Below are 15,693 nucleotides of genomic sequence, written 5' to 3'. Positions count from 1 at the left end.
TTAAATTTTAATTGCTAACTTGAACATGCTAATCATGTTTATTTATTTAAGATTTGAATTTTTTTAATTGATATATCTTTTTATATTATTCTACTTTAGGTAAAGCAGATTTATTTATTGGTACTTGAATATTTTTTAAAATTTCTTTATCGAATATTGCTACTAATAAAAATGTAGATAGACATGCTAACCATTCCATGAATATAACATGAGGGAAAATTCTTACTGCAGGTACAAGCTGCCATAAGAAAAGAGTTACTATTCCAACTATGATAGTGCAAAATGCTGAGTTTCTTCTACAAAGCTTAGGTAAAAATATAGTAAATAAAAATGTAACAGTAAATGCTGTAGATAAACTTAAGCCTATTGATATAGTTTTTAAAATGCCGCCTATAGATAAAGCCAATACAAAGGTTATTACTCCTAAAATACAAACAAGTATTTTATTTATAACTAAAAGTTTTTTATCATCAACCTTAGGATTAATAAATTCCTTGTAAACATCATGAGAAATAAGAGTAGCAGACCCTAAAAGCATACTACAAGCAGATGATACATCTGCTGCCCAAAGTGCTGCAAGAGTTATTCCAGCTACTAATGGATTTAAAGACAATATCATTTTAGGTAATGCCATAGTAGCACTTACTCCTGGAAAAGCTGTTCTAGCTGACATTCCTATTAGAGCACACAAGAATCCTATAGGAATCATAAGTAATCCTCCAAGTATAAATCCATTTCTTGCAGTTTTTGCATTTTTAGCAGCAAAAGTCAATTGTACAGGACCTTGCATTGACATGGCTTGAGTAGTCATTATTAATATCCAGCTAAGTACAACCCATATACCTGTTCCTTGTATAAAATTAAAGTAAGGAACATTATGAGGAAGCTGTTGACTTAAGTTGTGTAATCCTCCTCTAGAAGATACAGCTAGTATTGTGCATAGGATAATACCTATATATTTTAAAGGTACATTAAACAAATTACATAATCCAGCAGACCACATACCACCTATAAAGGTTATACCTATAAATACGCAAGCACTTATTATCATACCAGTTTTTAATGTAAATACTCCTGGTAATAATGACGATAAAATTGCACCACCAGCGATGTATTGAAGAGATACAACTACAATTTGAATAATTATTTGGCAAATAACACATGCAACTCTACTTTTTTTATCATAAAATCTACCAAAAAGCTCAGGTACAGTTGAAACATTAAAATCTCTATATTTACCAGCTAAAGCAAGCCCCATTACTATAGCTCCAAATCCCCAAGCAACATTGTACCATCCAGCTGAAAGCCCCAAACTATAAGCTTGTTCAGCAACTCCTATAGTGGAAGAACCTCCTATAGCAAGACCTATAAGTGAACAAGTTACAAGAGGTACAGTTAATTTTCTGCCTGCCAGAGTATAACTTTCACTGCCTTTACCAGCTCTTTTTTTAGCAAAAAAGCTTATTATAAAAAGTATTATTATATATAATGCAACTATGATTAAAGAAATATTCATTATGATAGCCCCCTTTTTGTAGTAGTGTTAAATTTAGTAGTGATGTTTAATTTAAATTTTTAAATAAAAAATCGCCCCCTGGCCAAGGGACGAAAAATCGTGGTACCACCCTAATTGATTAATAATGATATTTAATGAAAGTAAGGTTATGAACAAAATAAAAAAGGTGTTACCACAACCAAGGGACGAACTTAGTCGTGGTACCACCCTACTTTCAGATAAATAAAATATTAATCATCTCTTACTCTTAACGCGAGTTAGCGGCTCAGCCTACTAAAAATTCAGCTTACAGTTCAGGAATGTATTTCATTAAGTTTTTTGAACGATTTTCACCAACCATCGTCTCTCTGTAGAATACACTTAATTACTTATGTCCATCTTCACATTTAATAATTATTTAAAGAATATTATAGATAAATTTTTAAATAAATACAAAACCTGAAATTCCTTCTAAGAATTAAATAACATTAAAATTCTTCAGTTTACTATAAAAATTTTTAATTTACTCTATTTTGCATATTTTGTATAATTAACTTTCATTTATAGTTATACCAGCTGTTGTATGAGGACAAAAAACTATTGCAATACCATCGTTTACTGAACTTTCTTTTATGGATTTTTTTAGCAAGTTGGTTATATTTATAAATTCATCAGATTTTGTTGTATTAATAGAATAAGTAAATAATTTTGACATTTAAATTACCTCTTTTCATATGTAATTTTAAAGTTGGGTTTATTTATAATTGTAGATTTAATATAGAGTTAATTCAATTGAAAGCTTTTATTTTAAGTACAATCATATAAATTTTTTATAGCTTACAGTATTATAATAATAAACAATAAATATTTATTGTTTTTCAATAAAACAATATTGATTTTAAATAAACACATTGGTATAATTTAAATATAATAAAAAATAAAAAATTAGGAGGTCAATATGATGAGAAATTATATGGAAGATGAAAAGAAATTTCAGTTTATTAATGTGGCTTTAAACGTATTATTTTAAGTTGAGGTTATAGGCTGTATCATGTTTCCTATATTGTGGTGTACTTTTGACTTTAGCTTTAAATTTACACAAGCTAATATAATTATGACTATTTTATTTTTTATAGCATTTATAAACTGTATTATAATTACTAATGAGATTATAAAAATGAATAAAACTTTGATTGAAAAAAATCCATTTGTAATAAACAATGTGAAAAGTATGAGAAATATAGCTTTAAATATTTTTCTAATAGGTTTGTATATTTTTATAAAGGATAGACTTAAATTTGGATATCATTACTTTTTTGCTTTTCATTCTGATCAGTATGGACCTTATTGTGATATGGATTTTTTAATATTTATTATTATGAGTATTTTTATGATCATTTTAGCTGAAATGTTTAATCAGTCTATTAAAATAAAGCAAGATCATGATTTAACTATATAAAAAATTGCAAGAAGGTGTGATATAGATGAAAATTTTTAGAAACAATATTTTAACGTTAATTGAGCAAACAAAGGTAAAGTTTGAAGATATGGCACAATCAACAAATAAAGTAAGCAATATTAGATCATATAATAAGTCTTTTCTTAATGCAAGTTTAAGATTTCTGAAGGCATTATTAAGCTTATTTCTAATTATTGAAATAATAAATTTGCCATTAATAATTTTAGCATCAATATATTCTATTTATAAAAATAGTAATATGCAAAATAATTTAATGAATGTATTATTTGGTATAACCTTTATTATAACCCTTATCTGTATAATAATTATTACTTTTGAGCTAAGAGAAATAATTAAAGCTTTTATGGACAAAGAAGTGTTTGTACTAAAGAATGTTTTGAGATTAAGAAGGGTAGGTTTTTCAACTATCATAGTTGGAGCATTTATATTTATAAATAACATTATTAAATATGGAACTGGAGTTTTTATACTCTTAAATATAGAAAATGGAATTACTTCAAGAATAGATACAGTTTTGGGTATATTTATAGGAATTATAATATTGGTTTTTTCTGAGATATTTAAAGAAGCTGTAAAAATTAAGCAAGAAAATGACTTGATGATATAGGAGGAGATATATGCCTATTATAGTTAATTTAGATGTAATGATGGCTAAAAGAAAAATATCTTTATCAGAGTTAGCTGAAAGAGTTGGTATTACAAATGCCAATTTATCTATATTAAAAAATAACAAAGCAAAAGCTGTTAGATTTTCCACTTTGGAAGCTATATGCAAAGAACTAAATTGCCAACCAGGGGATATTTTGGAGTATTCTGCAAAAACCGAAGGCGAAGATGATTTAAATGTTACGAAGTAAAAATTATGCGACGTAAAGGTGCAGTGGAAGTTTGGATTTTAACTTTCATTCCGTGATATATGATAAGGGTGTCATCACGGCTAAATGTTTTAATTATTCTAAAGCTCGAAATTTTTGAAAGCCTAAGAACTTTGTCAAACTCGGTTCCCTCAGACAGGACTAAAGTTCTAAGGTTTTCAAAAATTTTGAGCTAAGAATAATACTAAAACAATTTAGCTAATGTGATGACACCCTTATCATATATCACTGCATAAAAGTTAAAATTCAAACTAGCAACTTCAAGTGGATGTACATAATTACATTGCTATAAGTAATTTTAGTAAGCCATAATCATATTTATGACTATAATTTATAACGCTTAAAATTAAGGCGGAGCCTGATGTTGGACTAATATATTTAGTTTAATTATATTCTGTGGAAATGTCTTAAAACAGACTTATTATTTTTGCAGGCTGCGCCATAGGATATTATTAAAATGGTTGAAATATACATAAACTAGATTATAAGTATTATGAAAGATATGCTTTTTTCTGAAGAGCTATAATTATAATGTATTATAAGCAATTTTTTATATTAGAATTACAATAGTTACTACACAACTTTTTAGGTGGAGGGAGCTTTGAATATACGGTGTATAAAAGCTTTTGAGAGAATTTAGGAGCTCTTATGTCTAAAATTTAAAAAATCTCGTAATTTGAATCAGGACGATTCAAGCCGCGAAAGTCCCAGGACGGGACATTTGAGCGGGTAGAGATTTTTAAAATTTTAGACATTAGAGCTCCTTAATAAACGGTTGGCTTTTATACACCGTATATTCAATGCGGACTCCACCTAAAAAGTTGTGTCGCAATATGCTTATTTTGTAAAAAAATTCAATTTCATAAATATATATTCAATTTTGCCTTTGATTTAATAGAGTAATAACCTTAAAAAAGAACAAAATAAGACCATAAAGTGTAGTACAAATCTTATTAAAGAGGAGGAATATACTATGTCAAACAATAATAAAGTTTTAGTACCACAAGCTAAAGAAGGATTAAACAAATTTAAAATGGAATCAGCTGCTGAAGTTGGTGTAACATTAAAGGATGGATACAATGGAGATTTAACTGCAAGAGAGGCTGGGTCAATAGGTGGAAACATGGTCAAAAAAATGGTAGAAGCTTATGAAAAAGGGCTATAATATAGGATAAAAGAAACCCTGTACTCATATTTTGAGTACAGGATTTTATATTGTTACAATTTAATACTTATGATGATACACAATCATAGTAATAAAATATACTATAGGCATAAAAATTAAGGTAGCTATAGATAAATTACTTGCAGATATATTTAGGAAGTCAGTTCCCATAGTAACAATAAAAACGTACCAATAGGTTATCCAGAAAGCTCTATAACCAGTTTTGTTGCGTATAAAAATGTTTCTTTCTTCATTTTCTGCTTTTACACTTTTGATCAATTTAGGTTTATTCTTTCCAAAGGTGTAAATCAAAATACCAATTATTCCTACAGGGGTGAAGCCAATTGCTATACCAGACATAGCATGCTTTTGAAAATTTAAAACATATCCTACAAATAATGCTATAAGACCGATAAGAGCCATAATAGTATAGTAAAATATACTTTTTTTTATTTCTTTATTGACATCCATTTAAAATTCCTCCTCTTCAAATATAAATATTTTTTCAATGGATAAATTAAAAGTTTTAGCTATTTTGTAAGCAAGTAAAATAGAGGGATTATACTTTTCATTTTCTAAAGAAATAATTGTTTGTCTAGATACATCAACTTTTTCAGCTAGATCTTGTTGTGTAAGGTTAAAGTTTTCTCTTAGCTGCTTTATTTTGTTTTTCAAAGATTATCACCTCCGTGTAAAGTTAACTTTACATCAGTTGGAAAATATAACTTAATTATATTGAAAACATATTTTAATGTTAAGTTAGCTTTACATTAATTATACACATAAATATTATAAATGTAAAGTTAACTTTACTACAATTTACATAAAATATTTATTGATTTTTATACAAAAGTACTGTTGCATTTCTATAATTATTTGATATAATAAAAGTAAATAAGATATTAAAAGGTTTTCATATAGGAAACTAACTAAGGTGATTTTTCTGGAATATTTGTAAGCTTTAATTTTGAACCTACAGCATTTGAACGGGAGCTTAATATTTAAATATGTATTTGAGCTATAAGTCCAATAGATGTTGGCATATTCAAAGAAATATTTGTGAAAGCACCCACCTATCGTAAGGATAGGTGTCAAAATTAAAGTAACGGTATTTTGGAGTTATAAATTAGAAGTTTTGCTGGAATAAGCATAATTATAAAGGGAGGCATATACCTCCCTTTATAATTATGCTTAATTTTTTTGAGGGCTGAATTAAATAATAACATTTTAAATTTTACAACATATACATTAATCAGGAGGTGAATTTTTATGAGTAAATTTGCAATAGATCCTGGACATGGAGATGTAAATGGGAGCTTAGGTGGAGATGGCGGCGAAGTTGGTTATCTATTTGAACAGGATTGCGCTTTAGATATAGGAAATAGAGTTATATCCAAGTTGAAATCATTAGGGTATGAAGCATGGAATGTAAGACCTTCAACTGCTTCAAGTGTTACAGATAGTCTACAGCAAAGATGCGATAGTTCTGTTAGTGCAGATTATTTAGTTTCAATACACTTAAACTCTGGTGGAGGAAAAGGTAGTGAAGTTTTTGCTATGAGTTCTTTAGGGTATAATTTAGCTAGCAGCGTATTAAATTCACTAATATCTTTAGGTTTTATCAATAGAGGTGTTAAAGATGGCAGTGGTTTGTATGTAATAAAGCACAGTAAACCAGTTGCGATATTAATAGAAATATGTTTTGTGGATACTAAAAGTGATGCAGATTTATATAGTCAGTTAGGGTCAGATGCCATAGCTAATGCAATAGTTTATGGACTCACAGGACAACAAGTTTTAGATGGCAATATGAGTTCTGATTTTATTAAATCTGTTCAGCATGATTTGCAGAGAGTTAGCTGCCTTGAATCAGGAGAAAATAGTGTCACTGGAAAACTAGATAATAAAACTAAACAAGCTATAACTCAGTTTAGATATATAGTTGATCTACCTGGTGGAAATAGTATAGATGATACTCTTGTTAATGCATTGAATACAATAATTAAGAAACCAACTATAGGAGCAGGATGGCCTTTCAATCCTATACTTATTAAATTTGTAAAATGGTATATTGGAATAGCACCTAAAGATGAGTTATGGGATTCTAATACAGTGCAAAAAGTTAAGGAATGGCAAGTTAAAGCTGGAATATGGAGTGCTCAAGGAGCAGATGGAGTAATAAGAGAAAAGGATTGGGATAAAGTTTTAAAATAATAGTTGAGAGAGTAAAAAGAAGTATGCTTAGAGTGTAAATAATGTAAGGTTTGAGGCTATAATTACAAATAATTCATATCAAAATGTATACAAAAAGCATATAATGATATTAAATAAGAAGTCATTGTTTAAAATTCATTTATGAGTTTTCATTAAAATAGAAATACCGTATAAGCATGTAATTCATACACAGATCTAATTTAATTACTTTGGTTTAAGTATGAAATTATGATGTGGAGGTGTTATTAATGATGAATTCGAATTTTGAAAATCTATCAAAAAACAATGAAAGAGTAAATTCAAAAGAATCTATTAAAATGTTGGATTATTCTATAATAAAAGAAAGTAAAAAACTAGTAGAATTTGTTTTTACATGTGCTATTCTTCCTATGATTACAGAGTTAATAGTATTTATAATTATAATATAAAAAATAAATTTATTATAAATATTAATTTGTAAAAATAACATAAATTCTCAGTAAGGCTAAATTTCATTCTGAGGATTTTTTTATTTTGGTTAGAATAAAATATAAGAATTTAGTTTTTTATAGATTTTATTTAATTTATAAAAAACTAAATTCTTAATTGTTCCTAAATTATGTTTTAGTGAATATTTTTTATTTGGTTGTATCTAAAGAATATAATTTTCTTATCCATAGAGGGAATATTTCTAAATTGAAATTATCTACCATTCTATAAATAACATTAGCTAGCATTATACCAGAAATTAAATCTAAAATTACATGTTGTTTAATAAATTGAGTTGATAGTATTATTGATAAACCTACTAACCATATACAAGCTTTAATTAATAAATTTTTTTCTCCACTTTTCATGATACCTTTAATCATAAGATAACTAGTTAAAACGTGTATACTTGGAAAACAATTAAAAGGGTTGTCTTTACCATATATAAATCTTGCAATATTTGTAAAAAAGTCATTTCCTTGCAATTCGGGCCTTGGTGTAGCAGTTTGAAATATAAAATATACGAGATAGCATATAAGCATACCTAAAAGTAAGCTGCATATAGTTTTGTAGTAAACTTTTCTATAATAAAAACATAAGTATATCAAGGTAAATCCTATAAATGGATAATACAACAAATAAGGTATAACAAATATTTTTAGAAAAGGTATAAAATTGTCTATAGGGGTTACAAGATAGTGTACTCCTCTTAAAGAATTATTAAGAACTCCATAAATAATAGTTTCTATTGGAATTAATAACATTAAAGTTAAAGGAATTAAGTTTTTTTTCAATAATTTCATATTTTTATCACGCCCTTCTAAGATTAAAAAGGAGTTTCATCTATAGCTTTTTAGAGGTTTGTATACTCCTAAATACATTCATCTAAGTCAAACAAAACTATATTTAAAATTATACATGAAATATATTAATTATTTGTGAAAAAAATCATTAAAAATTTCTTAATTTTTTAAATAAAGTATATACAACATAAGTTATGTTAATAAGGATATTTATGTAATTAAAGTTTTACTCAGCAGTATATTGAAGTTGACAATAAGTACTACTGAGCAACATTAAAGTTTATTTGACTATATAATTATAACAGATTTTACTCTATAAAGTGCATCTTGTCCACTAAATAACATTAAGATAATTATTACTTTTTTAAATTTATTAAAAGTATTTCTTTAAAATGTTTTCTATTTTTTTTATCATTATAATAAAGAAATTTGCATTTGGATACAATACCACTCATAATATGACCAGTAATGGTCTTTATATTTACTATTTCTCCTATATTACAATTACTTAAGCAGTTTCCACGTATAAAAACTTTAGCATTTGGGTAGTTTGCACTATAACTTACCTCTTCAATTTCTATTAAACTACCTTTTTTAATCATAGAGTTCCTCCTTATTTTTTTGGTTAGTAAATTATATGTAATTATTGAGGAAATATTTCTTGTTTTAAAAAAAACAAAAAACAGTAGAATCATCCAAATATTTGTTAATTCTACTGTTTCTATTTTGAATTTTAGTTAAAAGTATAATTTAAGTTTTATTTATAAATAGGATATTTAGCACATAAATCATATACTTGATTTCTTATTTCACTTAAATCTTTATCTCTATTTTCTATTACATAATTTATGAAATAAGCAATTTTCTTCATTTCTTCTTCTTTAAAGCCTCTTGTAGTCACAGCAGGTGTTCCTAGTCTTAACCCACTAGTTACAAAAGGACTTAGTTTTTCAAAAGGTATAGTGTTTTTATTAACTGTAATTCCAGCATCATCTAACAATTTTTCAGCATCTTTTCCATTTATATTTTTATTTGTTAGATCTATTAAAATTAAATGATTGTCTGTTCCACCAGTAACTAATCTAAATCCGTATTTTATAAGTTCATCACCAAGAACTTTACAATTTTTTAATACTTGGTCTATGTATGTTTTGTAATCATCTTTAAGAGCTTCTCCGAAACATACTGCTTTAGCAGCTATTATGTGCATTAAAGGTCCGCTTTGAACTCCAGGGAAAACTGTTTTATCTATTGCTTTTGCATATTTTTCTTTGCAAAGTATAGCTCCACCTCTTGGTCCTCTTAAAGTTTTATGAGTTGTAGTAGTTACAAAATCTGCATATGGTACTGGAGACATATGTTTTCCAGCAGCTATTATACCTGCTATATGAGCCATATCTACCATCATATAAGCGCCTACTTCATCACATATATCCTTTATTTTCTTAAAGTCTATTTCTCTTGGATATGCACTAGCACCAGAGACTATCATTTTAGGTTTATTTTTTAGTGCCAAATCTCTAAGTTCATCATAATCTATTCTTTCAGTTTTTTCATTTACTCCATAAGATATAAAGTTATAAAGTTTGCCTGAAAAACTAGCTTTACTACCATGAGTTAAATGTCCGCCATGAGTTAAGTCCATACCAAGTACTGTATCTCCAGGTTCCAATACACTCATATAAACAGCCATATTAGCTTGAGAACCTGAATGAGGCTGAACATTAGCATATTCTGCATTAAATAATTTTTTCATTCTTTCTCTTGCTAAATCTTCTACGATGTCTACAACATGGCATCCTCCATAATATCTCTTTCCAGGTAATCCTTCTGCGTATTTATTAGTTAAAAAAGATCCCATAGCTTCCATAACAGATTTGCTAGTGAAGTTTTCTGAAGCTATAAGTTCTATACCTTTTTCTTGTCTATCTTCTTCTTTTTGAATAACATCGAAAACCGCTTTGTCTGTTCTTTCTAATTCTTTAAAATTCATTTTGTTTGCCCCCTTAATAATTGATTTGTCATAATTTTTATGATATTTATTTAAAATTAGATAATAAATAACCCCATTCTTTAAAAAAAATTTAAGAAAGTATTATAAAAATTATAAGTTTATTTTTACATTTTGGCAACATATTATTTCATTAAATTTCTGTTAATATTTATGAAAATTATTAATTTGTTATGTTTATTTTATATGATATAATAACGCTATGAATATGGGGATAAAATTGATTTGTTATTTATATCAAGGAGCATATATATTATGGATGTTAATAGGATTTTAAATGTGGCAACTTATGCTGGTAAGATAATGCTAGAAAATGGAGCGGAAATTTATAGAGTTGAGGAAACAATAGTAAGAATATGCAGTGTTTATGGTATAAATGGAGTAGATACATTTGTAACCTTGACTGTTATAATGGCATCAGCTGATCAACCATATCAACAGACTTTATCAATTGTGAAAAGAATTAAGAAAAGAACTTTAAACTTAGAAAAAATATCTATGGTAAATGATATATCTCGTAATATAAAAAATAGAGGATATACATTGGAATTCATAGAAGATAAGTTGAAAAATATAGATTCTATGAAACCTTATAACAGTAAGGTAAATATATTATTTTCAGGTATGGTGGCATCATTTTTTACTTTAGTCTATGGTGGAAATATGAGAGATTTTTCAGTGGCTTTTATAATAGGATGTTTAATTAGGATAACAACTGAAAAACTTAACTCACTGGAAACTAATGAATTTTTTATAAATATTATAAATGGAGCTTTAACTGCATTAATAGCATTATTTACTACACATTTTGGTATTGCTGCAAACTCTGATAAAGTTATAATAGGATCTATTATGTTATTAGTTCCAGGGCTTGCTATAACTAATGCTATTAGAGATACTATAGCAGGGGATTTAATATCAGGTATTTCAAGAGCAATTGAAGCTTTTTTAATTGCTATAGCTATAGCATTAGGCACAGGAGTTATTCTTAAACTGTGGTTTAATTATTTTGGAGGAATATAGGCATGTTGATTAATATTTTATATACTTTAATAGCTACTTTATGCTTTGGAGTTTTATCTAATATAAAAGGGAAAAATTTAATTTTTGCTTCTTTAGGAGGAGGTTTAAGTTGGTCAACTTATCTAATATCATCTTCCTATTTTCATATTTCTAACATTTTTTCTTTTTTTATAGCTTCACTATTAGCTGCAGCGTATTGTGAAATTATGGCAAGAGTTATAAAAACACCAGTTACTACGTTCATTATATGTGCAATAATACCTCTTGTTCCTGGTGGAGGTATGTACAATACTATGTTTCAATCTGTACAGGGAAACACAAATGAATCTTTGACATTAGGTCTTCAAACTTTGTATATTGCAGGAACAATAGCTGTAGGAGTTTTTTTTATATCTTCCATAGCGAAGATAACGACAAAGTTTAGTAAACAAAATGTTTCTAAGACTAAAAAATAGTACAAGAGGATACTGTACTATTTTTAAATATTTAATATGAATTTTTCTATTATTTCACCAATACCACCATCATTATTATCTTTTTTTGTTATATAATCTGCGTGTTGCTTTAATGAATCTTTTCCATTAACCATAGATATACCAATACCAGCAGCATTTATCATACTTATATCATTTTCATCATTTCCTATAGCTATACACTGATCTACAGGTATTTCGTAATGTTTAGCTAAAAGCCTTAATGCATTACCTTTAGAGCTTCCTATGCCCATTATTTCTACATTATTCAATTCAGATTTTGTGGTTTCAATTTTGTCTAAATTATCTATTTTGTGTCTCAAATATTCTAAATATTTTATATCATCATCCATTACTACTATTTTATCTATATTTGAATTGCTTTTTATTATGTAATCTTTAGCATCTTTTAAGAGCCTTATTTCCATTCTATATTTTTTTTCTACTTTTCTATTGAAATCATAAAATTTTCTTGCACTATATTCAAATTGTTCACTACAAAAAACATCACCATCATAAAAGTGATAATATGTATCTTTGTAATCTCTTAAAATATCTATAATTTTTATTAGGTTATTTTTAGAAATAGGGTTTGAATAAATTATATTTTTGTTGTGATCAAGAACTATAGCACCATTAGCACAAATTATAGGTTGATTTTTTCCTATAGTTTCTTCATAAAATTTTAAAGTAGCAGGTACTCTTCCAGAAGCTATTACAAATTTAACTCCAAGGGAAGTGGCCTTATTTATCATATCCAAATTATAATTTGATATATTTTTATTATCATTTAATAATGTTCCATCCATATCTGATGCTATTATTTTATATTTCATATTTAAATTTTAAGCCTCCTATATTAATTTATTTTCAATAAATATGATAGTAATAAATACTAATTTAATAACATAATTTTATTCTAGAGGTGATAATATTGAAAAAAATATGGCTTTACTTAAGTATGTCATTTATTATAGCTATTATATTCGTAGGATGCAATTATAATTTAAGCAATATTATGTATAATAAAAATAAACCCAATAATTTTTATTATACCAATTTGTTAGCTAAAGATTTAACATTAGAAACTTCATACAAATGTATAGCTTTAGATACAAATTTGTGCAAAGAAAAGGAAATAGACATTGAAAATAAGCTTATATTTAAAAATATGCTTAAATCACTTAATAAAAATAATTTTATTGCAAAACCTAAGGATTTACCAAGTAAACCTGCATATAAAATATTTTTTACGTTTAATAAAGAGAAAATGGTGATTAGTGTATATAATGAAAAATTTATTTCTATCTATCCTTGGGATGGCAACTATGGCATGGATTATATAGACATGAAAGAGGTACCTATATCTTTAAACTTATATTCGTTATGTAAATTTATATTCAATTAAAAAAAATATAAGCTCATTGCATGAAAATAAGTTGTACACAATGAGCAATATTGAAGTAAACTATGAATTAAATAAATTCTCTATTTTATTAAAAACACCTTCCCAAGACATAGTATCTATAACTTTTTTTACTTTTAGGTCTTTTTTATAGTATTCATTTTTAATTTTTTTTAATTGATTTTCTATAGCCTTAGAAAATTCCTTTTCAAAGTTAGGTAAATCTTCTTCAAAAGGTTCATCTAAACTTTTCAGGGAAGGCATTTTAACATATTCTATTAGCCCTTTTTTGTTAATGTAATCTCCAAAGAAATCTTTAACACCAGGTAAGTCTGTAGTTACTATTAACATGCCAGATGCAAGAGCTTCAGTTAATACTAAAGGGAGTCCTTCAAAAAAGGATGGAAATACAAAAATATGACTTTCTCTAAAGAGTTTTGATAATTCATTTTGAGGAATTGAGCCTTTCAGTATTATTTTTAATCTGCTTTCTTCAGCCATTTTTTCAATTGCTTTAAATTGGCTGCCTGTGCCAGAGCCTGCTAAAATAAGCTCTATAGAATTTTTATCTATATCTAGTTTATTATAAGATTTTATAAGGGAAGGGATTCCTTTTGCAAAATTTAATTTTCCAGCATAAATGAGTTTTATCTTATCTATGTTTTTTTCAGTATCATTAGTATAAAAAATATTTGGATTAAATCCAACTCCAACTACAGTAATTTTATTTTTGTCTATTTGATATCTTTTTATTATCTCATTTTTTTGATTTTCATGTAGAGCAAGTATATTGTCTATATTTCTACAATGTTTAGATACATAATTATTAAAATTAGGAACTAAATCCATTTGCCTTAAGTCTGTGCCATGACATATTGCTATTGTCTTTATAAGTGGAAACATTTCTTTTACCATTGCTGAAAGTATCCACAAATGATGAGTTATTATTATATCAGGTTTAAATTCTATTACTGATTTTGTAAGCACTTTGGAAAAAGAATTTTTCCATTTATTTATCATATCATCATTTAAATTTTTATACATAGTACTTTTATAAGGCATTATATCTGTCATACCTACTACAGGAAAAGGAAGATTTTCTGTTTCAAAAAGTACAGGATAAAATTTAACATTTGTTTTAAAATATTCATTAGGCTCATTTGCAGGGATGCCTGCTATTACAGCTTGAGAATAGTTCTTTTTTTCTCCTTGCTCTATTAAAGCTTGAAGATATGTACCACTGCCTGTCTTTTCAGGCCTTTGAGCTATTATATGTAGTATTTTTTTCAAATTTAACACCCGCCTAATTAAATTTACATTCACTGTCAATTGTCCTTAAAAAATGCTTTGCATTTTTTAAAATTGTGAAAGTTGAGTTATTAATTATAAAAAGGTGCTGTATATAAAAAACACCCTTATGCCTATTGTAATCTCATACATTATAACATAAGGATGTTTTATTTTCATAGACTATGATTGTTATCTAAAAATATCAAACTATAATATGTTTCCATCACTAGAAACTGTAACTTCTTTATAAGGTACAATTGTTTGGCTTTGAAGCATTGCTTCTTTTACAGCACTTATAATGCCTCCACAGCATGGAACTTCCATTCTCACTACAGTTATGCTTTTTATATTGTTGTTCTTTAGAATTTCTGTTAATTTTTCTTTATAATATTCATTATCATCAAGTTTTGGACATCCAATTACTGTTATGTGATCTTTAATAAAGTCATTGTGAAAGTTTGCATAAGCATAAGCAGTACAATCAGCAGCAACTAAAAGATTTGCATTTTTAAAATATTGTGCATTAGGATTAACTAATTTTAGTTGAACAGGCCATTGAGATAGTTGAGATTGCATAGGTATATCTAAACTAATTTCTTTTGCTTTAACAACATTATTATTAGCAACATTTAAAGTCTTTCTTTCGATTTTTTTAGCCATAGTTCCTGGACATCCGCAAGGCATTGACTTCCAAGAAGATTTTTCATTTGCTTTTACAGCCATTCTCTTTTTTACAGCTTCTTCATCATATTCTTTACTTTCTCTTTCAATAATTTCTATTGCACCAGTTGGACATTGAGGTAGGCAATCACCAAGTCCATCACAATATTCATCACTTACTAGTTTAGCTTTACCATCTATAAGTTCAATAGCACCTTCATGGCAACCTTCAACGCACAATCCACATCCATTACATTTTTTTTCATCTATGCTAACTATTTTTCTTTTCATTATTGTTTCCTCCTAATATTATCTTGATTTTATGCTTTTA

19 protein-coding genes, 1 other RNA gene and 1 other annotated feature are annotated in these 15,693 nt (G+C 27.0%); of the genes, 10 read left to right on the top strand and 10 right to left on the bottom strand.

Annotated features, from left to right (window positions below):
- Positions 1-85: 85 nt before the first annotated feature.
- A complete protein-coding gene (locus EG57_RS0213870; protein WP_032077776.1) occupies positions 86-1,516 on the bottom strand; it encodes a sodium:solute symporter family protein in 1,431 nt (476 codons plus the stop codon).
- A gap of 178 nt (positions 1,517-1,694) precedes the next feature.
- Positions 1,695-1,906 (bottom strand) — a binding site (T-box leader).
- A gap of 139 nt (positions 1,907-2,045) precedes the next feature.
- Positions 2,046-2,210, bottom strand: coding sequence for a YjbQ family protein (locus EG57_RS25875; RefSeq protein WP_084572233.1), 165 nt, complete (start codon positions 2,208-2,210; stop codon positions 2,046-2,048).
- 336 nt (positions 2,211-2,546) lie between these two features.
- Here EG57_RS25875 and EG57_RS25870 point away from each other — a divergent pair, with 336 nt between their 5' ends.
- The 4 genes from EG57_RS25870 (at position 2,547) to EG57_RS0213845 (ending at position 5,015) form a co-directional block, all read left to right on the top strand.
- A complete protein-coding gene (locus EG57_RS25870) occupies positions 2,547-2,954 on the top strand; it encodes a DUF2975 domain-containing protein (protein WP_084572232.1) in 408 nt (135 codons plus the stop codon).
- Between the two features lie 25 nt (positions 2,955-2,979).
- Positions 2,980-3,582: a DUF2975 domain-containing protein gene (locus EG57_RS0213855; protein WP_242859851.1), complete on the top strand. Its 603-nt coding sequence runs from the start codon at positions 2,980-2,982 to the stop codon at positions 3,580-3,582.
- 10 nt (positions 3,583-3,592) lie between these two features.
- Positions 3,593-3,832, top strand: a complete 240-nt coding sequence (locus EG57_RS0213850; protein ID WP_032077775.1) for a helix-turn-helix domain-containing protein — start codon at positions 3,593-3,595, stop codon at positions 3,830-3,832.
- A 991-nt stretch (positions 3,833-4,823) separates the two neighbouring features.
- Complete coding sequence (locus tag EG57_RS0213845; RefSeq protein ID WP_029161235.1) at positions 4,824-5,015, top strand: alpha/beta-type small acid-soluble spore protein; 192 nt, start codon at positions 4,824-4,826, stop codon at positions 5,013-5,015.
- Positions 5,016-5,075: 60 nt separating this feature from the next.
- Here the strand turns inward: EG57_RS0213845 and EG57_RS0213840 are convergent, their stop codons facing one another.
- Positions 5,076-5,486, bottom strand: coding sequence for a hypothetical protein (locus EG57_RS0213840; RefSeq protein ID WP_032077774.1), 411 nt, complete (start codon positions 5,484-5,486; stop codon positions 5,076-5,078).
- On the bottom strand, positions 5,487-5,690 hold the full coding sequence (locus EG57_RS0213835; protein ID WP_032077773.1) for a helix-turn-helix transcriptional regulator: 204 nt from the start codon (positions 5,688-5,690) through the stop codon (positions 5,487-5,489). It abuts the gene before it with no gap.
- A 262-nt stretch (positions 5,691-5,952) separates the two neighbouring features.
- Here EG57_RS0213835 and ssrS point away from each other — a divergent pair.
- From ssrS to EG57_RS0213825, 3 genes are all read left to right on the top strand, one after another.
- Positions 5,953-6,139, top strand: a non-coding RNA gene (gene ssrS / locus EG57_RS25865) — 6S RNA.
- 145 nt (positions 6,140-6,284) lie between these two features.
- Complete coding sequence (locus EG57_RS0213830; protein ID WP_032077772.1) at positions 6,285-7,229, top strand: N-acetylmuramoyl-L-alanine amidase; 945 nt, start codon at positions 6,285-6,287, stop codon at positions 7,227-7,229.
- A 248-nt stretch (positions 7,230-7,477) separates the two neighbouring features.
- Complete coding sequence (locus EG57_RS0213825; protein ID WP_029161372.1) at positions 7,478-7,657, top strand: hypothetical protein; 180 nt, start codon at positions 7,478-7,480, stop codon at positions 7,655-7,657.
- A 189-nt stretch (positions 7,658-7,846) separates the two neighbouring features.
- On the opposite strand, the gene EG57_RS0213820 is transcribed toward EG57_RS0213825, so the two are convergent.
- The 3 genes from EG57_RS0213820 to glyA all read right to left on the bottom strand — a co-directional run bounded on the left by EG57_RS0213820 (position 7,847) and on the right by glyA (position 10,493).
- Entirely contained in the window at positions 7,847-8,500 is a 654-nt protein-coding gene (locus EG57_RS0213820; RefSeq protein WP_032077771.1) for a phosphatase PAP2 family protein, read from the bottom strand.
- Positions 8,501-8,856: 356 nt separating this feature from the next.
- Positions 8,857-9,102 (bottom strand): hypothetical protein, encoded by a 246-nt coding sequence (locus EG57_RS0213815; RefSeq protein ID WP_032077770.1) that lies wholly within the window; start codon positions 9,100-9,102, stop codon positions 8,857-8,859.
- 155 nt (positions 9,103-9,257) lie between these two features.
- Positions 9,258-10,493, bottom strand: a complete 1,236-nt coding sequence (gene glyA, locus EG57_RS0213810) for a serine hydroxymethyltransferase (RefSeq protein ID WP_032077769.1) — start codon at positions 10,491-10,493, stop codon at positions 9,258-9,260.
- Positions 10,494-10,766: 273 nt separating this feature from the next.
- Here glyA and EG57_RS0213805 point away from each other — a divergent pair, with 273 nt between their 5' ends.
- Together EG57_RS0213805 and EG57_RS0213800 are read left to right on the top strand one after the other, a co-directional pair.
- A complete protein-coding gene (locus EG57_RS0213805) occupies positions 10,767-11,534 on the top strand; it encodes a threonine/serine exporter family protein (RefSeq protein ID WP_032077768.1) in 768 nt (255 codons plus the stop codon).
- A 2-nt stretch (positions 11,535-11,536) separates the two neighbouring features.
- Positions 11,537-11,989: a threonine/serine exporter family protein gene (locus EG57_RS0213800; protein ID WP_032077767.1), complete on the top strand. Its 453-nt coding sequence runs from the start codon at positions 11,537-11,539 to the stop codon at positions 11,987-11,989.
- 23 nt (positions 11,990-12,012) lie between these two features.
- On the opposite strand, the gene EG57_RS0213795 is transcribed toward EG57_RS0213800, so the two are convergent.
- On the bottom strand, positions 12,013-12,843 hold the full coding sequence (locus EG57_RS0213795; RefSeq protein ID WP_032077766.1) for a Cof-type HAD-IIB family hydrolase: 831 nt from the start codon (positions 12,841-12,843) through the stop codon (positions 12,013-12,015).
- Between the two features lie 98 nt (positions 12,844-12,941).
- Here EG57_RS0213795 and EG57_RS0213790 point away from each other — a divergent pair, with 98 nt between their 5' ends.
- Positions 12,942-13,415, top strand: a complete 474-nt coding sequence (locus EG57_RS0213790) for a DUF4883 family protein (RefSeq protein ID WP_032077765.1) — start codon at positions 12,942-12,944, stop codon at positions 13,413-13,415.
- 60 nt (positions 13,416-13,475) lie between these two features.
- Here EG57_RS0213790 and EG57_RS0213785 read toward each other — a convergent pair whose 3' ends face one another.
- Together EG57_RS0213785 and EG57_RS0213780 are read right to left on the bottom strand one after the other, a co-directional pair.
- On the bottom strand, positions 13,476-14,711 hold the full coding sequence (locus tag EG57_RS0213785) for a glycosyltransferase family 4 protein (protein WP_242859855.1): 1,236 nt from the start codon (positions 14,709-14,711) through the stop codon (positions 13,476-13,478).
- A gap of 198 nt (positions 14,712-14,909) precedes the next feature.
- Complete coding sequence (locus EG57_RS0213780) at positions 14,910-15,653, bottom strand: ATP-binding protein (protein ID WP_032077763.1); 744 nt, start codon at positions 15,651-15,653, stop codon at positions 14,910-14,912.
- Between the last annotated feature and the right edge of the window lie 40 nt (positions 15,654-15,693).

The sequence above is a fragment of the Clostridium drakei genome, from assembly GCF_000633595.2.
Classification (GTDB): domain Bacteria; phylum Bacillota; class Clostridia; order Clostridiales; family Clostridiaceae; genus Clostridium_AM; species Clostridium_AM drakei.
Note: the sequence above shows the minus strand (reverse complement) of the source record. Positions and strands in the feature narration are given on the sequence as shown.